General features: G+C 45.0%; 26 protein-coding genes. 7 read left to right on the forward strand and 19 right to left on the reverse strand.

Annotated features, from left to right (window positions below; translation table 11 throughout):
• Positions 1-35 precede the first annotated feature (35 nt).
• The 3 genes from LZG74_RS04375 to atpA form a co-directional block, all read right to left on the reverse strand.
• Positions 36-770, reverse strand: coding sequence for an outer membrane lipoprotein-sorting protein (locus LZG74_RS04375; RefSeq protein WP_233795381.1), 735 nt, complete (start codon positions 768-770; stop codon positions 36-38).
• Between the two features lie 127 nt (positions 771-897).
• A complete protein-coding gene (gene atpG, locus LZG74_RS04380; protein ID WP_233795382.1) occupies positions 898-1,782 on the reverse strand; it encodes an ATP synthase F1 subunit gamma in 885 nt (294 codons plus the stop codon).
• Positions 1,783-1,788: 6 nt separating this feature from the next.
• Positions 1,789-3,366 carry a F0F1 ATP synthase subunit alpha gene (gene atpA, locus LZG74_RS04385; protein WP_233795383.1) on the reverse strand — a complete coding sequence of 526 codons (1,578 nt, stop codon included), beginning with the start codon at positions 3,364-3,366 and terminating at the stop codon, positions 1,789-1,791.
• A gap of 290 nt (positions 3,367-3,656) precedes the next feature.
• Here atpA and LZG74_RS04390 point away from each other — a divergent pair, with 290 nt between their 5' ends.
• Both LZG74_RS04390 and LZG74_RS04395 read left to right on the forward strand, forming a co-directional pair.
• Positions 3,657-4,415 (forward strand): FKBP-type peptidyl-prolyl cis-trans isomerase, encoded by a 759-nt coding sequence (locus LZG74_RS04390; RefSeq protein WP_026630628.1) that lies wholly within the window; start codon positions 3,657-3,659, stop codon positions 4,413-4,415.
• Positions 4,416-4,428: 13 nt separating this feature from the next.
• The gene (locus tag LZG74_RS04395) at positions 4,429-6,552 is read left to right on the forward strand and encodes a carboxy terminal-processing peptidase (protein ID WP_233795384.1); all 2,124 of its coding nucleotides are present in this window, start codon (positions 4,429-4,431) and stop codon (positions 6,550-6,552) included.
• Positions 6,553-6,605: 53 nt separating this feature from the next.
• Here the strand turns inward: LZG74_RS04395 and LZG74_RS04400 are convergent, their stop codons facing one another.
• The 4 genes from LZG74_RS04400 to LZG74_RS04415 all read right to left on the reverse strand — a co-directional run bounded on the left by LZG74_RS04400 (position 6,606) and on the right by LZG74_RS04415 (position 13,016).
• Positions 6,606-8,048, reverse strand: coding sequence for a TolC family protein (locus tag LZG74_RS04400; RefSeq protein WP_233795385.1), 1,443 nt, complete (start codon positions 8,046-8,048; stop codon positions 6,606-6,608).
• Between the two features lie 53 nt (positions 8,049-8,101).
• Positions 8,102-11,254: an efflux RND transporter permease subunit gene (locus LZG74_RS04405; protein ID WP_233795386.1), complete on the reverse strand. Its 3,153-nt coding sequence runs from the start codon at positions 11,252-11,254 to the stop codon at positions 8,102-8,104.
• 25 nt (positions 11,255-11,279) lie between these two features.
• Entirely contained in the window at positions 11,280-12,428 is a 1,149-nt protein-coding gene (locus LZG74_RS04410) for an efflux RND transporter periplasmic adaptor subunit (protein ID WP_233795387.1), read from the reverse strand.
• Positions 12,429-12,599: 171 nt separating this feature from the next.
• Complete coding sequence (locus tag LZG74_RS04415) at positions 12,600-13,016, reverse strand: hypothetical protein (protein WP_026630637.1); 417 nt, start codon at positions 13,014-13,016, stop codon at positions 12,600-12,602.
• A gap of 286 nt (positions 13,017-13,302) precedes the next feature.
• Between LZG74_RS04415 and LZG74_RS04420 the strand changes: the two genes are divergently transcribed.
• Positions 13,303-13,857 (forward strand): GNAT family N-acetyltransferase, encoded by a 555-nt coding sequence (locus LZG74_RS04420; RefSeq protein WP_233795388.1) that lies wholly within the window; start codon positions 13,303-13,305, stop codon positions 13,855-13,857.
• A 1-nt stretch (position 13,858) separates the two neighbouring features.
• Positions 13,859-14,476 (forward strand): YdeI family protein, encoded by a 618-nt coding sequence (locus LZG74_RS04425; protein ID WP_233795389.1) that lies wholly within the window; start codon positions 13,859-13,861, stop codon positions 14,474-14,476.
• 53 nt (positions 14,477-14,529) lie between these two features.
• Here LZG74_RS04425 and LZG74_RS04430 read toward each other — a convergent pair whose 3' ends face one another.
• The 5 genes from LZG74_RS04430 to LZG74_RS04450 all read right to left on the reverse strand — a co-directional run bounded on the left by LZG74_RS04430 (position 14,530) and on the right by LZG74_RS04450 (position 17,242).
• Complete coding sequence (locus LZG74_RS04430; protein WP_233795390.1) at positions 14,530-15,018, reverse strand: HmuY family protein; 489 nt, start codon at positions 15,016-15,018, stop codon at positions 14,530-14,532.
• 57 nt (positions 15,019-15,075) lie between these two features.
• A complete protein-coding gene (locus LZG74_RS04435) occupies positions 15,076-15,612 on the reverse strand; it encodes a YceI family protein (RefSeq protein ID WP_233795391.1) in 537 nt (178 codons plus the stop codon).
• Positions 15,613-15,636: 24 nt separating this feature from the next.
• Positions 15,637-15,975: a n-acetylglutamate synthase gene (locus LZG74_RS04440; RefSeq protein WP_233795392.1), complete on the reverse strand. Its 339-nt coding sequence runs from the start codon at positions 15,973-15,975 to the stop codon at positions 15,637-15,639.
• 2 nt (positions 15,976-15,977) lie between these two features.
• Positions 15,978-16,364, reverse strand: coding sequence for a glyoxalase/bleomycin resistance/extradiol dioxygenase family protein (locus tag LZG74_RS04445; RefSeq protein WP_233795393.1), 387 nt, complete (start codon positions 16,362-16,364; stop codon positions 15,978-15,980).
• Positions 16,365-16,432: 68 nt separating this feature from the next.
• The gene (locus LZG74_RS04450; RefSeq protein ID WP_233795394.1) at positions 16,433-17,242 is read right to left on the reverse strand and encodes a helix-turn-helix domain-containing protein; all 810 of its coding nucleotides are present in this window, start codon (positions 17,240-17,242) and stop codon (positions 16,433-16,435) included.
• Positions 17,243-17,455: 213 nt separating this feature from the next.
• Between LZG74_RS04450 and LZG74_RS04455 the strand changes: the two genes are divergently transcribed.
• Both LZG74_RS04455 and uvrB read left to right on the forward strand, forming a co-directional pair.
• The gene (locus LZG74_RS04455) at positions 17,456-18,310 is read left to right on the forward strand and encodes a cupin-like domain-containing protein (RefSeq protein ID WP_233795395.1); all 855 of its coding nucleotides are present in this window, start codon (positions 17,456-17,458) and stop codon (positions 18,308-18,310) included.
• A 75-nt stretch (positions 18,311-18,385) separates the two neighbouring features.
• Positions 18,386-20,404, forward strand: coding sequence for an excinuclease ABC subunit UvrB (gene uvrB / locus LZG74_RS04460; protein ID WP_233795396.1), 2,019 nt, complete (start codon positions 18,386-18,388; stop codon positions 20,402-20,404).
• 5 nt (positions 20,405-20,409) lie between these two features.
• On the opposite strand, the gene LZG74_RS04465 is transcribed toward uvrB, so the two are convergent.
• The 3 genes from LZG74_RS04465 to LZG74_RS04475 form a co-directional block, all read right to left on the reverse strand.
• Complete coding sequence (locus tag LZG74_RS04465; protein WP_233795397.1) at positions 20,410-20,712, reverse strand: type II toxin-antitoxin system RelE/ParE family toxin; 303 nt, start codon at positions 20,710-20,712, stop codon at positions 20,410-20,412.
• A complete protein-coding gene (locus LZG74_RS04470; RefSeq protein ID WP_233795398.1) occupies positions 20,699-20,914 on the reverse strand; it encodes a hypothetical protein in 216 nt (71 codons plus the stop codon). The genes LZG74_RS04465 and LZG74_RS04470 overlap by 14 nt, the downstream gene beginning before the upstream one ends.
• 73 nt (positions 20,915-20,987) lie before the next feature.
• Positions 20,988-21,515, reverse strand: coding sequence for a 5' nucleotidase, NT5C type (locus LZG74_RS04475; RefSeq protein WP_233795399.1), 528 nt, complete (start codon positions 21,513-21,515; stop codon positions 20,988-20,990).
• A 113-nt stretch (positions 21,516-21,628) separates the two neighbouring features.
• Here LZG74_RS04475 and LZG74_RS04480 point away from each other — a divergent pair, with 113 nt between their 5' ends.
• Entirely contained in the window at positions 21,629-22,378 is a 750-nt protein-coding gene (locus tag LZG74_RS04480) for a DeoR/GlpR family DNA-binding transcription regulator (RefSeq protein ID WP_233795400.1), read from the forward strand.
• Positions 22,379-22,386: 8 nt separating this feature from the next.
• Here LZG74_RS04480 and LZG74_RS04485 read toward each other — a convergent pair whose 3' ends face one another.
• The 4 genes from LZG74_RS04485 to LZG74_RS04500 form a co-directional block, all read right to left on the reverse strand.
• Complete coding sequence (locus LZG74_RS04485; RefSeq protein WP_233795401.1) at positions 22,387-22,539, reverse strand: hypothetical protein; 153 nt, start codon at positions 22,537-22,539, stop codon at positions 22,387-22,389.
• An 82-nt stretch (positions 22,540-22,621) separates the two neighbouring features.
• On the reverse strand, positions 22,622-23,017 hold the full coding sequence (locus tag LZG74_RS04490) for a hypothetical protein (protein ID WP_233795402.1): 396 nt from the start codon (positions 23,015-23,017) through the stop codon (positions 22,622-22,624).
• On the reverse strand, positions 23,014-23,793 hold the full coding sequence (locus LZG74_RS04495; RefSeq protein WP_233795403.1) for a 3-hydroxyacyl-CoA dehydrogenase: 780 nt from the start codon (positions 23,791-23,793) through the stop codon (positions 23,014-23,016). The genes LZG74_RS04490 and LZG74_RS04495 overlap by 4 nt, the downstream gene beginning before the upstream one ends.
• A 4-nt stretch (positions 23,794-23,797) precedes the next feature.
• Entirely contained in the window at positions 23,798-23,968 is a 171-nt protein-coding gene (locus tag LZG74_RS04500; protein ID WP_233795404.1) for a hypothetical protein, read from the reverse strand.
• Between the last annotated feature and the right edge of the window lie 6 nt (positions 23,969-23,974).

Raw genomic sequence — 23,974 nt, forward strand, 5'->3', positions numbered from 1 at the left:
TTTTTATCCGGGATTCAAATGATGTACAAGCTTTCCTATTGTTTCGGCATTTCGAAAATCGTGGGATCTATTTTCGGATTCACTTCAAGTGAACTGATTTTCAACACCATTGCCGCTCCCGGCATGGCCGATGTTGTAACTTCGGAGGTGAAAGGGTAGGTTACGCCGTCCACCTGACGGAAGTCCGACTGTGTATTCTCCGAAGTGACTTCCTGTCCGTTGATCGTTGTAGCAACGATCATTTTAAGAATGTAGAACGTGTCTTTGGAAATGTAGTTCGTACGCTTCGTCCCGTTTTTCAGCGCCATCGACACTTTGTAAACTTTTGCTCCTGCAAGATCTTCCTCACCATCGAGCGTAAGTGTGTAACCTTTCTGCTTATAGTTGTATAGACCCGTCAGGTCAGTTTCGGTTGACATGGCCTTCACCGATTCTTCCGGCAATGCGGTTGCCGTGGTTTGTCCGGCCATCGGATTGATTGTCCAGCCCGTATTGCCATTGATTGCCTGTACAACGGTCATTCCCTGCACAGTTGTTTCGCTTCGGAAGCCTTTGTCCTGCACAATGATCGTGCTGATCGGGACTTTCATGTTCATGACCTCCATTTCTGCTGCAATTTTCACACTTTGCAGTTTGGCAAGTTTATCTGAGCCGCCCATTGCTTTTATGTGTTTGTCGATGACCTCATCAACGGTCTGGGCAAAGGTTATATGCGTTGCTCCCAGCATTAGGACGGCAATCAGCGATTTGGAAAAAGTTGATCTTAACATGAAATGTTCGTTTGTTTTAATTGGAACTCTTAACGTGCCTCTATATTGTAAGTTTGGCAAGATTCAGAAAAAAAAACGGACGGATTATCAAATCCGCCCGTTTCTATAAAATATATTTCTAAGTTCTCTAGTTCTTCAAAGCTTCTGCTCCGCCGACAATTTCAAGGATCTCAGTTGTAATCGCCGCCTGACGCGTACGGTTGTAAACCAATTTCAGTTCTTTCAAAAGCTCCTGAGCATTCTCAGTCGCCTTATCCATTGCTGTCATACGAGCGCCCTGTTCCGAAGCATTTGATTCCAGAACGGAACGGTAAAGCTGAATTTTCAATGACTTCGGGATCAATTCGGCAAGAATCTCCTCCTCAGTTGGTTCGAAAATGTAGTTAACCTCAGCTGTTTTTGTTCTTGTTGTTTTATCTTCTGTTGCGATCGGCAGGTAACGGTCTGTGTGAATGATTTGGGTTGCAACGTTTTTAAATTCGTTGTAAACCAGATCCACCGCATCGTATTGACCGTCTGAAAACGCTTTCATGATTTCTTCTGCGGCCTGTTTAACAGCCACAAAGTTCAATCTGCCGAAAAGGTCCATGTAAGTTTTATTCACTACAAAACCTCTTTTAGCAAGGGATTCGGCGCCTTTTTTACCAATGGCAAAAATTTCAACATTTCCTCTTGCCGCCTGCTCAGCATATTTTGTCTCAATCAACAGCAATGTTGCTTTCACAATATTCGTATTGAAAGCACCACACAATCCACGGTCAGAAGTAACAACCACGATAAGCACCTTTTCAACCGGACGAACCGTTTTCAAAGGACTATCTACCGCACTTTCTGCACCGGAAGAAACTGTTGTAAGCATATCACCCAGCTTCTGAGCATAGGGACGCATCTGCATGATGTTATCCTGAGCCCTGCGCAACTTTGCAGCTGCAACCATTTTCATGGCCTTGGTAATCTGCTGCGTTGAATTAACGGATACGATCCGGTTACGGACTTCTTTTAAGCTCGCCATATTTTATTAACGATATTTTACAGCAACTTCACGCGCAACTTTTTCAACTACGTCGGTTACGCTGTTGTCCAGTTTACCAGCACGTAATGCGGATAAAGTGTCCTTATGCTGCGTAGTCAAAACGGTAAGGAAATCTTTTTCAAACTCCTTCACACGGTTCACGTCAACAAGGTCAAGCAAACCTTTTGTAGAAGCATAAACGGTTGCAACTTGCTGCTCAACAGGAACCGGCGAATATTGAGGTTGTTTCAAAACCTCCTGGTTGCGACGACCTCTGTCAATAGCCAATTTCGTAGCCGCATCAAGATCCGAACCGAATTTTGCAAATGCTTCCAATTCACGGAACTGCGCCTGATCCAGTTTCAATGTTCCTGAAACCTTCTTCATCGACTTGATCTGCGCATTACCACCCACACGTGATACCGAAATACCTACGTTGATTGCAGGACGGATACCAGAGTTAAACAAGTTGGATTCAAGGAAAATCTGTCCGTCCGTAATAGAAATTACGTTCGTAGGAATATATGCAGAAACGTCACCCGCTTGTGTTTCGATAATTGGAAGAGCGGTCAATGAACCACCACCTTTAACGATTCCTTTTAAGGAAGGAGGAAGGTCGTTCATGTTTCTTGCGATTGTATCATCAGCAATGATTTTCGCTGCACGCTCCAAAAGGCGGCTGTGCAGATAAAATACGTCACCTGGATAAGCTTCACGTCCCGGAGGGCGGCGAAGCAACAAAGAAACTTCACGATAAGAAACCGCTTGCTTAGAAAGGTCATCATAGATAACCAAAGCAGGGCGGCCTGTATCACGGAAGAACTCACCAATCGCTGCACCTGTAAATGGCGCGTAGAATTGCATTGGAGAAGGATCTGATGCACCGGCAGCAACAATTACCGTGTAGTCCATGGCTCCGTAGCGGCGAAGTGTTGCTTCAATTCCTTTGATGGTTGAAGCTTTTTGTCCGCAGGCAACGTAGATACAGAATACAGGTTCGCCTTTGTCGAAATATTCTTTTTGATTGATAATTGTATCAATAGCAACTGCCGTCTTACCAGTCTGGCGGTCACCGATGATCAATTCCCGCTGGCCGCGGCCGATGGGGATCATTGCGTCGATTGCCTTGATACCAGTCTGAAGAGGTTCAGTTACAGGTTGACGGAAAATAACCCCGGGAGCTTTACGCTCAAGTGGCATTTCATAAAGGTCACCTGTCAACGGACCATTTCCGTCGATTGGTTCAGCGAGTGTATTTACAACGCGGCCTATAATTCCGTCTCCAACCTTTACAGAAGCGATTTCTTTGGTTCGCTTCACGGTGGCTCCTTCCTTGATGTCGCTAAAATCACCCAGCAACACGGCTCCGACGTTGTCTTCCTCGAGGTTAAGCGCGAGGGCTTTAAGGCCGTTCTCGAAAACAAGCAGCTCACCTGCCTGCACCTGGGAAAGGCCATAAATGCGGGCAACACCGTCGCCAACCTGAAGGACTGTTCCTACTTCTTCGAGTTCTGCTTCTGATTTAGCTCCTGCAAGTTGTTCGCGCAGGATGGCCGAAACTTCATCCGGTCTAACAGATACCATAGTATAATTGACTTATTAAAAGTATAGTAGTAAGTTTTTGAAAACTGCCGCAAAGGTAGCGTTTTATTTTAGTATAAAAAGAATGTTTCGGGTAAAACCTATCACTAAAAATTAGATTTTTCCAAGGCTCGCGACGCAACCGCCCAGCCGATCCTGATTTCGCCGTTTATCCTTCATAATGAACATTTTTAAAACTTTTTTAGGTACTATTTGTGTTTTTGTTGTAATTGAGTTCGTTAATAGCACTTACAAATCCATTTATATAACTAATCGACCATCCTTACAGCGTAATGTACAAATTAGAAAAAACCATTTTAGCGGCCTTAGTTGCAGGAGTTTTGGTAACAACAGGAAGCGAAGCACAGACTATCAAAAAGACAACAAAACCGGCAGCGACAGTGAAGAAGGCTCCGGGCACACCAGTAAAAGCAGCAGCAACGCCTGCCGTACTCAAAAATAAGATGGATTCTTTGTCGGCTGCCATTGGCGTAAGCTTTTCAAATTCATTAAATTCTCAGGGAATTTCGGACATTAATACGGAGGTTTTAACAAAAACCATCAATGCTTCGCTCAAAGGTGGTAAAACAGCATTCACGCCGGAAGATGCCAATAAGTTTATCGGTGAATATTTTCAAAAATTAACTGAGGAAAAAGGAGCTGTGTTTAGAGTAGAAGGAGAGAAATTCCTGGAAGAAAATAAGAAGAAAGAAGGGGTTGTTACAACAGAAAGTGGTCTTCAATATCAGATCATTAAGGCGGGCGAAGGCCCTAAGCCTGCGGCAACCGATAAAGTGAAAACCCATTATCACGGCACTTTAACCAATGGAACGGTTTTTGACAGTTCGGTAGAAAGAGGCGAGCCCGTAGAGTTTCCGGTTAATGGTGTGATCAAAGGGTGGACAGAAGCGTTACAGCTTATGCCGGTTGGTTCAAAATGGAAGTTATTTATTCCTTATCAACTTGCTTATGGTGAACGTGCAGCAGGCCCTCAGATCCCGGCTTATTCAGCGCTGGTGTTTGAGGTTGAATTATTAGAGATTGTTAAATAGCAAACGTTCAACAATGAAAAAGTACTTAATCACGCTTATTCCGGTAGTATTACTGGGCTGGCAGAAGGGGCCTGTTCAGGAAAAAGCGGCAGTGATACCAGCCGCAGAGGTGTCAATGGACGAGGATATCAAGCCTATTCCTGCTCAGTTTAAAGCTGAGGAGCTGACAACCAGGATTCTCTCTAGTTATCATTACAGAAAGACCAGGCTCAGCGATTCGCTTTCACAGGCGATTTTTGATAAGTACGTTGACGGCATTGATCATGGCAAGCTGTATTACCTGGCCAGCGATTTAGCCGATTTTGATAAATACAAAAATTCGTTCGATGACTATCTTCAGAAGAGAGAACTGGATGTGCCTTTTGCCATGTATAATGTTTTCAGAAAACGTTATAAAGAAAGAAGTGACTACATTCAGGGACTTCTGAAAGAGGAAAAACCATTTGATTTTACGGCAGACGAGTCTATGAACACCGACCGTGAAAAAGCGACGTGGGCGAAGAGTACGGACGAACTGAACGACACATGGCGCAAGTATCTGAAAAGCGAAGCGCTGGATTTGAAGTTGTCCGGCAAAGCGGATACGGCCGTTATTTCAACATTGAAGGACCGTTATAAAAACCGTGACCGCGCATTGGGCCGCATTCGTACCGAGCAGGTTTTCCAAATGTTCATGAATGCTTATGCTGAGTCTATGGACCCGCATACAAGTTACATGGCACCAACTTCTGCGGACCGCTTCAAGCAGGAAATGAGCCAGTCACTGGAAGGAATCGGGGCATTGCTTCGTGAGGAAGATAATTATATTAAAATCGTAGAGGTAATCCCAGGCGGTCCTGCATTTAAAGGAAAACAGCTTAAAAAGGAAGATAAGATCATTGCCGTTGCCCAGGGAGATGAAGGTAAAATGGTGGATATCGTAGGCTGGTTTGTGGATGACGCAGTGAAACTGATCAAAGGGCCAAAATCGACTGTGGTAAGGCTTCAAGTTATCTCCGCAGATGCGATTTCAGGAACACCTCCAAAAGAATACAGGTTGGTGCGTGAGAAGATCAAATTGGAAGAGCAACGCGCGAAAAGCGAGATCGTTTCAGTTAATAATGCCAACAAAGAATACAAAATCGGTGTGATTGACATTCCGCTTTTCTACCGTGACTTTGAAGGCGCGCAACATAAAGAAAAGGAGTTTTCAAGCACAACACGCGATGTTCAAAAGCTGATTACTGAGCTGCAAACTTCTAATGTCGACGGAATTGTAATTGACCTGAGAAACAATGGTGGTGGTTCATTGACAGAGGCGGTTTCATTGACAGGTTTGTTCATCAACAGAGGACCGGTGGTTCAGGTTAAGGAAGGACAGGGAGAAGTTGAAGTTCAGTCTGATAATGATCCAACCATTGCTTATGACGGCCCTATGGCTGTGATGGTGAACCGTTTCAGTGCTTCTGCATCAGAAATTTTTGCAGCAGCCATTCAGGATTACAAACGTGGAATTATTGTTGGAGAGCAAACTTACGGTAAAGGAACCGTTCAAACATTGATCGACCTGAACCAGTGGGTTCCGAAAGAAACAGACCAGTTGGGACAAGTGAAGCTTACAGTTGCTAAATTTTACAGAATCAACGGAAGCAGCACGCAGCTTAAAGGTGTAATGCCTGATCTGGAATTGCCAACAGCATTTAAAGTAAACGAATTCGGTGAAGGTTCTCAGCCAAGCGCATTGCCTTGGGATCAAATTGCATCTTCGCGCTACGAGCCAACCAACAACATTAATGCAAAAGTGGTTGACCAGCTCAAAGGCAAATACAATCAGCGTTTGAAAACGGACGAAGAGTTAAAAACTTTGGTTAAAACACTTAACGATTTTAAAGAAGCACGCGAAAACAAGATCGTTTCCCTGCAAGAATCAAAACGTAAAGTAGAACGTGCCGAAGCGGAGAAAAAAAGGCTTGCTATGAAACAACTTGGCGAGGACAATGCTGATGGCGAAGAGGAGGAAGAAGACGGCAAAGCCGTTGAAGCTCCGAAAGAGGTTAAGAAAAAGAAAGACATTTATCTAACCGAAACCAGCCGCATGCTAGCCGATTTGATCGTGATATCGAAAGAGCCTAGTTTGGCAGGGACTAAGAAAAAGTAATTGTTTAATACATTTTGGAGCCCGAACTCATCAGAGTCCGGGCTCTTTTTTGTTTACTCCCAACCACCTCCCAGCGAGCGATACAATTCAATCAATGCTAGATACTGATTCTTTTGAACCTCGGTTAACGATAATTCAGCTTCCAGAACGGTTCTTTGCGCGGTGATCACTTCCAGGTAGGAAGCGTAACCTGTCAGGAAAAGGTCTTTTGACGTGACAACGGCTTGTTGCAGCACATCCACTTCCTGGGTTTTGAATTCGTTTATTTTTCGGTTGTTTTCAAGTTTTTTCAGGCTTGTGCTTACTTCCTGGAAACCGGTTAAAACGGCTTTGTTGTAAGTGAATAATGCTTCAAGGCTTGCGGCTTCGGCTCTTTTTTGTCCTGCTTTCAGCGCTTTTCTGTTGATAAGCGGCCCGGCCAGACCACCGATTGCATTATAAGCGATGGAACCCGGATTGAAGAGTAAATTGCTTTTAAATGAATTAAAGCCCAGAAAAGCAGTAATGTTCAGCGATGGCAAAAATGCAAGCTGCGCGGCTTGCTGTTCCGAATAATTGGCTAACAGGTCAAATTGCGCTTGCTGGATATCCGGTCTTCTTCTCAGCATGTTGGCAGGAATTCCGGTTGCGGCGGTTTGAGGCAATGTCTGTTCCAGCCGGGCACTACGCGTAATGGGCTGGGGAAAGCGGCCCAGTAGCAGATTGAGTTTGTTTTCGGCTTCAATAATTTCCTGTTGTTTTTCAACTTCCAGACTTTGTGTATTAAATAATTGTGCGCTGAATTGCTGTACGCCCAATTCATTTGCACGGCCGCCTTCTTTCTGAATTTTAATGGTTTCCACGGCAGATTGCTGCAAGGCAATGTTCTTTTGAATGATTGCCATTTCCGTATCCAGTGCGATCAGCTCGTAGTAAGCACTTGCAATTTCGGCGATCAGGCCGGTAATGATGGCGTGACGAGCTTTTTCGGTGGCCAGAAGACGGTTATATGCTGCTTTTTTCTGCGTTTTTAATTTCCCCCAAATATCAATTTCCCAGGCGCTTCTTAATCCAACAAAATAATCCGGCATGAAAGGGGCAGGTAGCCGACGGTCCGCGTCGATGTTTTCGGAAAAATTGGTGTCATAATTTCCTACGCCGTCCATGGTATAATCGCCGAATTTCCGACCGCCGCCAGTCACTTCGGCCGAAACGGATGGAAGCAATGCTCCCTGTGCAGCCAGAATATTGGACCGCACCATTTCTATTCTTTGCGCCGCGATTTTCAGGTCCGGGTTGTTCTGAAGCGCTGTATCGATCAATGCCGTTAAATAGGCGTCTTTGAAAAATGTTTTCCACTCCATGGCCGCAATTCCTGTTGAATCGGTTTGGCCGGCGAATGTTTGTGGCGTGCTGATGCGCGACTTCTGCGCAATGGGTTGGGTGAGCTTGCAACCTGCCATGGTTACTAATGTGCTCATCAGCAGTATGCTATATAAATTTTTATATGTTTTCATGAATGCAGGATCTTAGAGGAAGCAGCCGGACGGACGCCCGGCTGCCGAAATTGTCATTCGAGAATGAGCTCTTCTTTCTGGTTTACAATTTTAGATTTTTTGGGCCTTACCATGCTGGCGAAAAGCACGTATAATCCCGGGATAATAATCACCCCGAAAATGGTTCCGATCAGCATCCCGCCAGCAGCCGCGGTCCCGATAGACCGGTTTCCGATCGCACCTGCACCTGAGGCCATCACCAACGGGATAAGTCCGGCTATAAATGCCAGCGAGGTCATCAGGATGGGACGAAGCCGTTCTGTGGCACCTTCCAGTGCTGCCTCAATGACGGACCGCCCTTCTTTTTGCCTGATAATCGCGTATTCTACAATCAGAATCGCATTTTTACCTAACAACCCAATGAGCATGACGAGCGAAACTTGCGCGTAAATGTTATTTTCGAGCCCCATTAATTTCAATGCGACGAATGCGCCGAAAATACCGGTCGGTAAGGAAAGTATAACAGGCAATGGAAGCAGGAAACTCTCATATTGAGCGGCTAGGAGCAGATAAACGAAGATCAGACAGACGCCAAAAATATAAATGGCCTGATCGCCCGACAGGATTTCCTCCCGCGTCATGCCGGACCATTCATAGGTGAAACCACGCGGCAGGCTGGTGGCAGCAACACGTTCTACGGCCTTGATAGCGTCGCCGCTACTGTAACCCGGCGCTGCATCGCCATTGATCATCGCCGAGGTGTACATGTTATACCGCGTCAGCAATTCAGGTCCGTAAACTCTTTCCAGACGGATGAATGTGGAGAACGGGACCATTTCACCGCGGTTGTTCTTTACGTAAAGTTTTAAAATGTCCTCAGGATTCTTCCGGAAATCCGGATCAGCCTGGACCATTACCTTATACATCTGGCCAAAACGAATGAAATTGGAAGCATAAAAACTCCCTACCAATGTCTGTAATGTGCTCATTGCTACGTCCACCGAAACGCCTTTTTTTGCAGCGATATCGGCATCGACGTGAATCATATATTGCGGGAAACTTGCATCGAAGCTGCTGAATGCGCTGGCGATTTCCGGCGAATCCATCAGGTCTTTTACAAATTTGTTGGTGATCTCAGCAGTTTTTTGCAAATCGTCGCTTCCCGTGCGGTCTTGCACACGGAGCTCAAAGCCACTCGAGTTACCAAATCCCGGAACAGTAGGAGGTGGGAAAAACTGAATTTCAGCATCCGTAATGTGCTTGGTTTTGGCTTCCATTTCAGAAATAATGTCCTGCACGGAAGCCGTCCGTTCATCCCAGGGTTTCAGGTTAATCATAGCCATACCATAGGAAGATCCCGCAGATTCCGTGATCAAGCTGTAACCTGACAGCGACGAAACGGATTCTACTGCTTCCAGTCCTTTTGCCACTTTTTGAATTTCATCCAAAACAGCCTCGGTTCTTTCCACGGTGGCTGCTACGGGAGTTGTCACATTTACATTAATAACACCCTGATCTTCTGTGGGAATGAAACCAGTAGGCAGAACCGTGTTGACTCCATAAGTCGCTACGCAGAATGCAATGAGAAGTCCGATTGTGATTACCCTCCGGTTAATGATCACGCCCAGCAACTTTCTGTATTTTGCCGAAATGCCATCATAACCTTTGTTAAAACCTGCAAAAAATCTATCCAGAATTGTATTTTTCGATGGCTGACCGTGGGTGTTTTTCAACATCAAAGCACAGAGCGCTGGTGTTAATGTCAATGCATTAATCCCGGAAATAACGATTGAAATAGCAAGCGTGATGGAGAACTGGCGATAGAAAATCCCGACTGGACCAGACATAAAGGCCACAGGAACAAAAACCGCGGACATGACCAGCGTAATCGCGATGATAGCGCCGCTCATTTCCTTCATCGACTCAATGGTCGCTTCGCGCGCATCCAAATGTTTTTCGGCCATCTTCGCGTGGACGGCCTCGACGACGACAATGGCATTATCCACCACAATCCCGATGGCCAGAACCAATGCAAACAATGTTAAAAGGTTGATTGAGAACCCGAATAATTGCATGAAAGCGAATGTTCCGATCAAGGCAACGGGAACGGCCAGGGCAGGGATAAGCGTCGAACGGAAATCTTGCAAAAACAGGTAAACAATAATGATTACCAATATAAATGCTTCAATCAATGTGCGTACAACCTCGTGTATGGACGCATCCAGGAAGCGGGAAACGTCATACGAAACCATGTAATCCATGCCGGGAGGGAATGTAGTCTCCTTCAATTCGGCCACTTTCTTTTTCACATTGGCAATTACCTCCTGCGCATTGGAGCCGGGGCGCTGTTTTAGCATGATCGATGCCGATGGCTTGCCATTGGATTTGGAAGCCATATCATATTCCAGCGTACCAAACTCAATATCAGCCACATCCTTTAATTTCAACATGGAGCCGTCGGGGTTTGAGCGCAGGACGATATTTTCATATTGAGCCGGCTCAAACAATTTTCCCGTGTATTTCAGCACGTATTGCAGGGCTTGCACTTCGCGTCCTGAGCTAACCCCGGTTTTACCCGGCGCAGCCACGACGTTCTGTTCGCGGATCGCTTTTACCACGTCATCTGCGGAAATGTTGTAACCATTCATCCGGTCGGGTTTTAGCCAGACACGCATCGAATAGTCACGGCTTCCCATGATCACGGCGCGGCCTACGCCGTCAATTCTTTTGAGCTCCTTAAGCAGGTTAATGTCGGCAAAATTGTATACAAAGTCCTCAGCAACAGACGTATCCGAACTCATGATGTCCAGATACATAAGCATACTGTTTACTTCTTTTTCTGTGGTTACACCGGCTTTGATTACTTCTTCCGGAAGTTCATCAATTACAGTTTGAACGCGGTTCTGCACGTTCACCGCCGCCAGGTCGGGGTCAATTCCTACGTTGAAAGAAATTGTGATGGTTGTTACGCCATCATTACCCGATACGCTGGTCATGTAAGTCATTCCGGGAACACCATTAATGGCGCGTTCGAGGGGAACGGCAACGGCGTCCACGCCAACCTCGGAATTAGCTCCTGTATAGGTTGCCGTTACGACAACAGAAGGCGGCACAATGTCCGGAAACTGCGAAACTGGTAGGTCTGAGAGGGCGAAAAGCCCAAGTAAGGTTATGAAGATTGAGATGACCAGTGATAGCACTGGCCTCTCTATAAATTTTTGAAACATGATTTAAAATTCAGGTGAAAGGATCTTACCGTGCGGTCAGTTCTATTTTGGTGACTTTTACATTCAGACTGTCCAGCGGGATATTTTTAGGCGTAATAGTTGCGCCGTCCTTCAATCCCTGAAGTCCTTCGTACACAATGGTTTCTCCTGATTTTAAACCTGATTTCACAACATAGTATCCTGCTAATCTCGATTTTGGTACGAAGCTACGCGTCTTGATCTTGTTGTCTTTCCCAAGCACATATACAAAATTCTTATCCTGTATTTCAAAAGCAGCCTTTTGCGGGACCAGAATGGCATTTTCGACGGTGTTAGTAAGTCTGATAGTTCCTGTGGAGCCGTGTTTCAATAGTTTCTCGGGATTCTGAAAACGCGCTCTGAATGCAATCGAGCCGGTTCCTTCGTCAAATGCGCCTTCCATTGTTTCCACAGTTCCTTTTTGTTTGAAATAAGAACCATCGGCAAGTTCAAGCTCTACGACTGTCGCACTTTGGCCCTGGCCGCGCGCTTTCACGTATTCCAGATATTCATTTTCGGAAACATTGAAATAAGCAAAAACACTTTTCGTGTCTGAAAGCGTTGTAAGCAATGTTCCTTCGTCAATAAGGCTTCCCATTTTATGCGGGATCCGGTCTATAATGCCGTCAAAAGGTGCTTTAATTTCAGTTTGGGCCAGATGGATAGACGCCTTCGATTTTTGCGAACGCGCTTCTTCGATCTGCGCATTTACAGCAGCCAGTTTCGCTTCCGCAACTTCAACTTCCGTTTTAGAAATCACATTTTTTTCCACCAGCAGCTTTACTCTTTTCAGTTCTAGTTCGGCTCCCTTCGCTTCTGCAATGGCACTTTGCAAATTGGCTTTCGCCGATGCCAGCTGCGCCTCATATTCTTCGTTGTTGATCCGGAACAATGTTTGTCCTTTTCTTACTTCTTTACCTTCATCCACGTAAACTTCTTCCAGGTAACCTTTTACGCGGGCATATATTTCAACATTGCGGACTGCATGAATGTCGCCCACATATTCCCGGTGCACTTCCGTTTTTTGAGGGACTAATTCCGTCACCGGAATGGTAGGAATGGCGGTTTCTTTTTTGGATTCGCTTGCGCCTTCACTTGTGCAGCCGTATGCAAACAGACTTGGAATGGCAAGTAAAAGCCATTTGAAATTCTTCATAATAAGTTGATTGTTAATGTAATAATGAGTTTTTCGGGAATAGGAATAGCCGCAATGTTGACTGATTAGCCAGCAAAACATATGTACTGATCCGGGGCAGATGAACGGCGCTTTTTAAAGCACAGCAATCTGTCCGTCAGTGAGCATAACGGGGCATTTAAATTTAAAAACTCAGAATGGACAAAGCCGGTGCAGGAAGCCGTAATAGCCGGGAAGCGCAATATTTTGTTGGCTGACATTAACCGTAAGCAGTTTCTCACGGATTAATTTGGGCGTGCGCAGGAAGTAATAATTTGAAAAAACAACGGTTTCGAAGGATACGAACCGGTAAGTAGAGTGGCGGTGGCGAAGCAGCTTGGATAAATTCTCACGCCATTTGCAGCCGTCTGCTTTTACAATGGTGCGATTGGGATCGATTGTATCATCCACAATAACCACATCCTTCGACTCAACGCTTGTCTCAATTGAAAAAGGGGAGAACCCCGTTCCGTAATCAAGCTTGCATAGCTGTCCCGGCTGCTTGGCTGACAGCGATAAAGCCAGGAAGTGAACAAGGCAGAAAAACAATACAAAAGTTCTTTTTGTCATGATGCTGATCTGATCAGTACATTAAAAAATCCATACTTTTATAATGAATTCAAGAATGATTGGGAATATTGGAAAGGAATCTCAATAAAAACATGCAATTGTTCAAATATAATAATTCAAATGTATACAACAAATTTTAATGGTTGTTAATGACTGTTAATTAGGAATAAAATCAAGAATCTCATTCAAATTGACGTGTTTTAATCCTACCTGTTTAAAATTCACTTAGGCTATAATGTGACTTATTTGAGAAACAGCGTATATTTAAGAGTAACACATATGCTCGATGCAGGTTAAATCGATAAAGACGGAACACTTTGTGCTGACCAAGATGAGCGCGGCGGATGGGGACAAATATTTCAGGCTGAGTAATAATGACAATGTGATGAAATATGTGACCGGGCACGCGCTGGACCGTCAGGAGTCGGACAAAATGCTGGCTACTTTTCTGACGGAATATGGAACTGACACATTTTTGGGGCGATATTTGATCGAGGGCGTTGCCGGCGATTTGATAGGCGTTGCCAAACTCGATATGGATGGAAGTGATGTGGAAATCGGTTACCGGATCATGGAAGAATATTGGGGAAAAGGGATTGCAACAGAGATCGCAACGGGCTTAATCCGCTTCGCAAAACGCGAGCTGAACGCCAGGCAGGTTATCGCTTATGTTAACGTAAGTAATGCGGCATCGATACGGGTGCTTGAAAAAGCTGGCATGGTGAACATGGAGCGGATTGAAGATCCGGATGAAGTCAAGTATAAATTTGTTTACTCACCTCAAATCAATGCCCCTCTTAGGAAAGTGTTTTACCAGATCCTTGCCTTAATCGGAAAATAACATGCAAACATCAAAAAAGGACCCCAGAATTGACACGTATATCTTGAAGTCGGCCAATTTCGCTATTCCTGTACTGACTTACTTTCGGGACCTTGTTCACGCTTATTGTCCGGATGCTACCGAAACAATGAAATGGAGTTTTCCGCATTTCGAGTATAAGGGCAGCATTCTTTGCAATATGGCATCATTCAAGCAGCATTGTTCGCTCGGCTTCTGGCATGGTTCGCAACTCTCGGATCCGCAGCGTATTCTGGCTTTGGGAGAGAAGGCTTCCATGGGACATCTGGGAAGGATCCAGAAAATCGAAGATCTGCCCGACGAATCTGTTCTGGCTGATTTTGTAATCCAATCCATGCAGTTGATCGACAAAGGAGTGAAAATAGTCAGGGAAACGAAACCTGCTGTGAATAAGGAGCTGGATGTTCCTGCTTATTTTCTGGAAGCAATGACGCCGAGAGCGAAGCAGACATTTGACAATTTCAGCTATTCCCAAAAAAAGGAATACGTCATGTGGGTGACGGAGGCAAAAACAGAGGCGACGCGCGAAAGACGAATAGCCACGTCCGTTGAGTGGCTGGAAGAAGGGAAGGTCCGGCTTTGGAAATATGCAGCAAAATGAAAAACCAGGAAAGTTTTTAAAGCTTTCCTGGTTTTTCATGTATGAATGATCAATTAAAACTTCCCGTTTTCATCTGCTAGTGCGTAGCGGAAAGTGAAGTAACTGGATTCTTCCGTTGGCAATTCTTCCGGCGCACCTTTGTAATAACTAATGATCTGCACCTTCGCATATTTGCCGTCGGCGGTTTTTACCAGCAACGTTCTTTCCGGGATGGTCCTGATCGCGTGCACGCTCATATCATATTTGTACCAGGAGTTTCCACTTCCGCCAGGAATCGCGAACGTATCGTCGTGATCCGACTTATATCCGTCTTGCGGCGCTTCCGCAATTGCTTCGAATGGCTGTTCCACCACCAATGCACCTGCCTGGCCCGGCCCGCTGCTGCCGCTGTTTACGGCAATGGTCGTTTTACCGAATGCAATGTCCCAGTTTGCGGTTTGCGCTTCGCCCGCGGAAACGGCTTTGCCAGTTGCCAGGCTGAAATAGGCGTATGGCTTGGCATTTGCGTCCAGATCATTGATGACAATTATTTCAGATTTCATGTTATCAGGTTCCTTATGGTTTTTTAGTGTTGAAAAATAGGTGAGTCGGCTTGACTTTTACTTGATAATGGCCTTCAAATCAACGCTAATGACATCTTTGAGCTTCCAATCTTTCGTTCCGACCTTGTAGTCCAGCCGGTTGATTTCAAATTTGCTGGCAAGGGCGTAAGTGCCATCCGCATTCTTTTTTGCTTCAAAAGGAAGCGTCACGCTCTTGGTTACGTCGCGTATGGTAAGTTTGCCTGTTGCCTCATATTGACCATTCTTTTTCTCCACTTTTGACGATTTGAAGTGAATGTTCGGGTATTTTTCAACGGCAAAATATTTGTCGCTTTTCATGTCCTTATCCCTTGAATCGTTCCCGGTTTCAAAAGTGCTGGCAGCAATCTTAATATCGAAAGAAGCATTCTCCGGCGATTTTTCATTGAAAATAGCTTCCCCTTTCGGAGCTGCAAAAGTCCCTTCACAGGTTCCTAAGATATATTTTACTTTAAAATCAATAGAACCGGAAACGATTTTTGAGGTTTGCCCAAAAGCAATGTTTGATCCTAAAAATGCAAGAAAAAAGCCGATAACTTGAAAGCGGTTACGCATATAAACAGGGTGACGTGATAAAATCTATATTTCTTCCAGCAGCGACTCACCCCGGGACTGATCCCCGGAAGTCCATTGCCATTGCTCATGCATACGGATTTTTCCGTTCGGGAGTTGCTCAGGTGTCGATCTACAAATGCCTGTCGTGATCTCGCCCTTGTCATTCACCTGGTGGTAACGCATATCCAGATTCCCATTTTCGTCCACCAGCGCAATCAGATGCCCCAGCTGAATGCGGCCGCCGGAATACGTGGAAGTTACAATGTTGCCATTTTGATGATAAACAAATTGCATCGAAAGGTCAACCTCACCATTTTCAGAATTTGAAAGCGGGACAAAGATCTTGTTGTTGTAATTAATCATTTTTAAAGAACAGAAGTGATCCACCAAACATTACCGCAAGGGTCTTCAACACCGCAACTGCGCCCATAATCCTGGTCTGCAGGCTCCATAATGGAGTTGCCGCCTTCTGCCAATGCTTTTTGATAAGTGTCGTCGGCATTTTCAACATATATAAACATACTCGCAGGCTTCGCGGGCCACTCCGCCCGGCTATCGCAAAACATGATCGTGCTCTCGTTAATGCTTACTTCGCTGTGCTTGATCAGGTTAGGTTCGTCTTCCTGAAAATGCGTTTGCGTGACAACGCCGTTGAAGACTTTGGTCGTAAAATCTAGGAATTTCGACGCGCCATCTAACATTAAATAAGGCATAATTGCCTGGTGGCCATTTGGAATTTTCACAGTGCTCATAGTATTTGTTTTTTTGTTTACGCAAATGTAGCCGCAGCGCCATCGCTAAAAATTGGAAAAACACGACATTATACATCCCGGTAGGCTTGCCCTTCGGACCTGCCGGAAAAATAAAAGCGTGGATGCTGGCCAGAGAATGTTTTAAAGTCATGAATAAAATGCGACTGATCGTAATAGCCGCATTCATAAGCAATCTCCGTCAGCGACTTATCTTTGTCCCCATAGGCATCTAATGCAGCATGGAAGCGGGCAATCCGTAAATATAATTTGGGACTGAAACCTGAGAATTCCTTGAATTTCCTTTCAAACTGGCGGGTCGAAAGGAAGCTTTGGGCTGCAAGGTCCTGCACATTGGTCAGTCCGTTATGTCTGATAATCTGGTTTATGACTGAAAAGACGGCCGGCTCGTATTTTTTTGTTTTGGAAAGAAGCGATTCCAGAAAGGTCGATATAATCGCGACCCGCTCGTTATGATCAGCTGCCAGCATCATACGCTCTTCCAGGCCATTTGCTTTTTGACCTAAAAATGTATGTAAATCAGGCATTTGCCCAGTCAGTTCAGTAGAAGGCATTCCAAACAAAACCGGAATGGCAAAAGGATAAAGGTAAACCCCGAAAATTCCGAAATCTTCATGAATCACAAATCGCCGAAATGTCTGCGACTGCCCGTGAATTCCTGAATAAAAAGAAGGCTCCGTTTTGTCAGCAGTCACAAATTCATCAAAACGCCCTTTATAATGAAATATCATTTCCGCGCACCCATCGGCCATAGTCCGGTGAATGTAAGGCTGTCCTGATCCGATCTCATGTTCGAGGACCCAAAAAAACCGCACATATTTTGCTAGCGCAGGAGAGGGCGGAATGGTAAAATATTTCATTACAACAGGTTAAATGAACATTCTACTAATGGTTTACAGCGGATCACACATTCAAGGAATAATTCAGAAATTTATATTTTTGAAATCTCTTTAATACATTTGATCTAACTAAGATTCGAATAAATTTAGAATTATCCACTTTCAAAGGTTGTTAGAAAATAATTCTGTCATTAGTTTTTTCAATAGTCGCTTACCATTTACTCAGTTTCTGTCATGAAATTAGTGCCCATAGAGAAACGCAGCGGACTTACCCGCGAAGAATTCATTGAAAATTATTTGAAACCAAGTCGCCCGGTCGTGTTCACAGATCTGGCAAAAGATTGGCCGGCAGTGCAAAAGTGGACGTTTGAGTGGCTTCGTGAAACGCACGGAAATATAGACGTCCCCCTGGTTGACAACCACATGCACGACGCAGACAAATATTTTCAGATCGCGAAGACAATGAAATTCGGCGATTACCTGAAACTTATTGAAGCCGGCCCAACTGATCTCCGGATTTTCCTTTTTGATATCTTTAAGAAAGCGCCCGAACTGGCCAATGACATCCGTTTTCCGACCATTATGGACGGGTTTTTGAAGTCATACAAATTTGTATTTTTCGGTGGAGAGGGCTCTATTACCAGCCTGCATTATGATATGGACTGCTCCAATGTGTTTTTAACGCAGTTCCAGACGCGCAAGCAAGTCATTTTGTTCTCGCCGGAAGAAAGCAGAAGGTTGTATCACCACCCATTTACAGTAATGAGCAAAGTGGACCCGATCAACCCGGATTATGAAAGATTCCCTGCATTAAAGGGCGCTGTGGGCCATGAAACAACATTGCTGCATGGTGAAACGATCTTTATCCCTTCACTTTGGTGGCATTACATCCGCTATGTGGATGGCGGTTTCAGCTTAGCACTCAGGGCTAATAACTCTATTTTCACGGCAGTACGCGGCGGTATGAACCTTGTAAGACATACATTCGTCGATAAAAGCATGACCAAGTTGCTTGGCCTGGGCTGGCAGCATTGGAAAGAGAAAAAAGCGGTCGAAAATGCACAGGAAGTGCTGACAGAACACGCGTAGAAGTATCCGGGACGCATTTCAAAGAAACTAATCTATCTTTGAAATGCGTTATCTCTGGAATGCTTACAATACGCTATGGACTTTGAAATAACCTCAGAATATCAGCCAACGGGTGACCAGCCGGCGGCTATTGAACAACTCGTGCAAGGCATTCAGGCCGGCGAACCTGCCCAGACGCTTTTGGGTGTAACGGGTTCAGGTAAGACATTTACCATAGCCAACGTGGTGAAGCAGGTCAATAAGCCTACTCTCGTTTTAAGTCATAACAAAACACTTGCTGCACAGCTTTACGGGGAATTCAAACAATTCTTCCCGAATAATGCAGTGGAGTATTTTATCAGCTACTACGACTATTACCAGCCGGAAGCGTTCATTTCCAGCACCAATACTTACATTGAAAAAGACCTGCAAATCAATCAGGAGATTGAAAAGTTGCGGCTTCATACTGTATCATCGCTTATGAGCGGCCGTCGGGATGTCATCGTTGTGGCTTCCGTATCCTGCATTTACGGTGCAGGTAATCCCAATGAATACAAGAAAAGCATTGTCAGCGCCAAACTAGGCGACATTGTGAGTCGCAACCAGTTCCTGTTCCGTTTGGTTGAAATCCTTTACAGCCGTACAGAGCTTGAATTCAACCGCGGCACATTCCGCGTGAAAGGCGACACGGTCGACGTTTTCCCGGGTTATGCGGATTTTGCTTACAGGATCATTTTCTTTGGTGACGAAATAGAAGAAATTCAGCGTATCGAGCCTGAGACAGGTAAGAAAATATCTTCGGAACGTGCCATTGCAATCTTCCCCGCCAACCTTTTTGTGACGGGAAGAGATGTTCTGGTGCAATCGATCAAGGAAATTCAGGACGATCTTGTTCAGCAAATTAACTTCTTTACCAAAGAAGGAAGATTGGCAGAAGCCGAGCGCGTTAAGGAGCGCACCGAATTTGATATGGAAATGATGCGGGAGTTGGGTTACTGCTCTGGGATTGAGAACTATTCCCGCTATTTTGACCGCCGCTTACCAGGTCAACGGCCATTCTGTTTGCTCGATTACTTCCCGGATGATTTCTTAATGGTGGTGGACGAAAGTCACGTTACCATGCCGCAGATCCGCGCCATGTGGGGAGGTGACCGTTCGCGTAAGGAGCAGCTCGTGGAATATGGTTTCCGGCTGCCATCTGCTATGGATAACAGGCCGTTAACATTCCAGGAATTCGAAGATATGACGCCGCAAACCATCTTCGTGAGCGCAACGCCTGCGGATTACGAGCTGCGTAAGTCAGAAGGTGTTGTGGTAGAGCAAATTATCCGCCCAACCGGCTTGCTGGACCCTGAAATTGAAGTAAGGCCAAGCCTGAACCAGATCGACGATCTGCTGGAAGAAGTCCATAAGCGCATTAATATGGGCGACCGCGTTTTGATCACGACCCTGACAAAAAGAATGGCAGAAGAGCTGAGCAAATATCTGGAAAGGGTAGGAGTAAAGTGTCGCTATATCCACTCGGAAGTGAAGACGCTGGACCGTGTGGAGATTCTGCGGGAATTAAGGTTAGGTATTTTTGATGTACTGGTAGGCGTTAACCTGCTGCGCGAAGGATTGGATTTACCGGAAGTCTCACTCGTGGCGATTATGGATGCGGATAAGGAAGGATTTCTTCGGGATACACGCTCCATGATCCAGACTATCGGCCGCGCCGCGCGTAATGACCGTGGAAAAGTAATCATGTATGCGGATGTCATGACCGGGTCCATGCAACTCGCTATTGATGAAACCAATAGGAGAAGGAGCATTCAGCTGGAATACAATGCTGAAAATGGGATCACGCCAAAAACCATTCTCAAATCGAAAGAAGCGATCATGGAACAAACATCCGTGGCCGATTCGAAAGTCCGCAAAGTTTACGTAGAGCCAACCGAAGTCCGCGTCGCTGCCGATCCGATTGTTCAGTACATGGGCAAAAACGACCTGCAAAAGCTAATTTCCGAAACCCAGCGCAAAATGGAAACAGCCGCCAAGGATCTAGACTTTTTGGAAGCTGCGAGGTTACGGGATGAATTGTTGCAATTGAAAGAACGGGCGAAGCAGGCGGCGTAAAGGTTTTACAACTGAAATTTTTTCGGATTGCGGCTGGTATGGAAAATGGAGACAACGAACACTGTTTTTAATGCCTCGTCCACCCAGTATACGATCAGAAACGGAAAGATTTTTAATGTTGCAAAGTGAAGTTCGTTGTCATATTTGGCAGCGAACTTGTAAGGGTTCTCGGAAATGGAAGACAAATATCTGGAAACCTCGCCGTAGAACTTTCTTCCTAATCCTGGAAGCTGCTCATTATAGTATTCGAAAGCCTCATCAAATTCAATTTCGGCCGGTTTTAAAATTTCAATGCTATATTGACTCATAGCGAGCCTGTATTTCTGACCATGGTTTTGAAGAAATATTTCCGGCGAGGAATTCTTTCTTACGATTCAAAAATTCGGCTTTCGCTTCGTCTGAAATTACAAAATCATCTTCCAAAGCACTTTTAATGCGAATCTTTTCGACTTCGTCCATACCGTGGATTACCTCAATGAGTTGATCCACCGAAATATTTATTGATACCATAACTTCAAGTATTGCAGTATTTGAACAAACATTATTCTAAAATACAAAAATTTGAATGAATGCTGTCACTTTTCTATTCGACTTCCAGCAACGCCAACGCTTCGTTCCAATTGTTGACACGCTTGTGTTTGGTAACGTTTACGTTATGGCTTGCAGTGAAGAGGATTGGGGTGCCTTTGCAGAAATCCAGGTTTTTCAGGTGGTCGTCGATGAGATAATCGGTGTCGATAATTCTTTTGTCGCCGCAGAAAACAATGTTTTTCCAGGAGATGAAAGGGAAGTGTTCGTTGAGCCAATCATATTTTTCGGGGAGGGAATTCGGGAATTCCATGGCGGCTGATACGATGAAAATGTCGTAATGTTCCTGCAATTTTAGAAGCGCTTCCTGTGCTCCCTCGATAATCGGTGCATGTCGAAAAAAGCCGGTTTTATAGATCAGGCTCAGCGCAGCAGCAGGGTCCGGGAAAGCTTCGTCTTCGGGCTTTCCAAGCAATTCCTTCCTTTCGATTTTCACACCAAATTCCTTTTCGTACCAATTGATCCAGTTTGTTTCAATATCAACGATGACATTATCCATGTCAATGGCAATCGACTTTCTCATAATAAGCAGTGCTTTATAGTTGCAATTTTATGCAACAAATGTAAATTTTATCTGCAATATTTTGCAATTTTATTTCTATAAATTTTATATTTTTGCATAAAACAGAAACGATAATGTTAAAAGAGGAACGGTTTCATGTGATATTAAATCAGCTGAACAGTGAGCAGAAAGTGTATCTGCCGGGGCTGAGTGCGCTACTGAATGTTTCGGAAGATACGGTTCGGAGAGATATCAAAGAACTTGCAGATCAAGGGCTTCTGAAATCGGTCAGAGGCGGGGCTGTGCCGCATTCACCCGGGCCTCATCATTTTAAAGACAGGGTTTTGTATGATAACGAGCAAAAACAGATCATCGCAAAAAAGGCTTTGAATTTTCTGAAAGATGGTCAGCTTGTCATTTTCGATGGCGGTACGTCGGCGCTGCTGATCGCCAAGTCATTACCCAAAGAACTTCGTTTAACGGTTGTTACCAACAGCTTCCCGATTGCTTCCATTCTCGAAGAACACGAGCATGTTGAAGTGCTGTTTGCCGGTGGACGGCTGTTGAAAAATTCCTTTGTGACCATTGGCAGCGACACCATTCAGTTTATAAAAAAGTTTCGCGCGGACATTTGCCTGCTGGGGATATGCAGCATTCACTCCCATCTGGGCGTTACCGGGCCGGATTATGAGGAAAGTGAAGTAAAAAGGGCAATGATTGAATGTTCAAAAGAAGTAATTGCGCTCGCATCCGTGGAGAAACTCGCCACTGCGGAAGCACATTATGTCTGTCCGGCTGAACAGTTATCCATGATCGTAACCGATCAGCCGGCAGACAAGGAGGAATTTAAAATTTACACTGATATCGGGATCCGGATGGTTTAAGTTAAGGCTTATCCCTTTTTGTCCTTCTGAACTTCTTCTGTTTTAAAGAAAGTGTCGTCCACAGTTTTGACTTCTTGATTTATTGCGTTGGCAAAGCCAAGCATATAGGCCATAGCAAGCCTTTTGAGCCACTTTTTGATGGCTGGTGATACATTTTCCATTCCATTGTCTGATTATAAATGAAAAGCAGCTCAGTCCTTTGAGGAAAGAGCACATTTACTACTGATGAAAATCAGCTGTGTTTCAGGAATGGAAAGGGAGTGGTTCTTCGGAAGATTGTGATTCGCCGTTAATATTCTGGCCGGTCGCGTTCATTATGATCGGTTGCAAGTCGGGCGCATTGGAAACTGCTAATGCTGTATGTATTTGCAGTGATTCGGAAAGAAAGCGGAGGCGTCCGAATTGTCGTGAATGACTTTTTGGAGAACACTTTTGCTTATCAGTACTTTTATAAGCATACGAGAATGTCCCGGTTTTGCGAAGATGGCTTTCTCTGGATCCATTGGAAATGACTTCCTCGATCCTGTAAATGGATTTCGGCTCAGCGAAATGATGTGAGACAATGCTGGTCAGCAGCAGTGCCAAAAGCAACCAGCGCCATATAGATTTTCCTTCAAGAAATGTCAGCTGCTCTCTCATTTCGGGCTCATCCTAATCGCCCCATCCAAGCGGATTACTTCTCCGTTCAGCATGGGGTTTTCAACAATTGATTTGGCAAGCAATGCGTATTCAGATGGTCGTCCTAAGCGGGAAGGAAACGGAATTTGGTGCCCTAGAGAAACGCGCGCCTCTTCGGGCAGCCCTAGCATTAATGGCGTCTCAAAAAGCCCCGGCGCGATGGCCATAACCCGGATGCCTGACTTTGCAAGATCGCGGGCAACAGGCAAAGTCATACTCACAATGCCACCTTTACTGGCAGCGTAGGCGACTTGCCCCATCTGGCCGTCATAGGCAGCAACAGATGCCGTATTAATGATCACGCCGCGTTCACCTTCTTCATTAGGCACATTCTTTTCCATCGCAAATGCTGCCAATCGCATTACATTGAATGTGCCGATCAGGTTTGTTTTAATGGTTTTTTCAAAAAGATCGAAGGAATGCGGGCCATATATCCCATCCGCTTTGCCAACGATTTTTCGGGCAGGAGCAATGCCAGCGCAGTTGACAACAATGCTTATAAAACCAAATGTTTCCAGCGTGAGATCAACGGCTTTTTGCACATCGCTTTCACTGGAAACATCAGCTTTAATAAATCTCATTTTATCAGGAAATTCAGCTTGAAGCTTTTCCCCGGCAGTAACATTCAGATCAAGAATAACAACATTAGCACCCGATGCAGCAAACAATCGCGCCGTTGCTTCCCCAAGCCCGGAGGCGCCGCCTGTTATTAAAGCTGTTGCGTTGGCTAGCTGCATTGATTTATCTTTTCAACAAATGTTCCGGAACAGGATGCTCTTGCAAAAGTTTGCGGGCACCTTCCGCTTTCTTCAACACAACCGGGTGATTTGAAAGGTCCGGCAAGGTATTATCAACAGTTATCTTTGGAGATAAATTGGAAGGAACCAAATACTTTTTCTCTAAAACTTTCATAGCCAC

The sequence above is a fragment of the Dyadobacter sp. CY327 genome, from assembly GCF_021390415.1.
In the GTDB taxonomy this organism is placed as follows: domain Bacteria; phylum Bacteroidota; class Bacteroidia; order Cytophagales; family Spirosomataceae; genus Dyadobacter; species Dyadobacter chenhuakuii.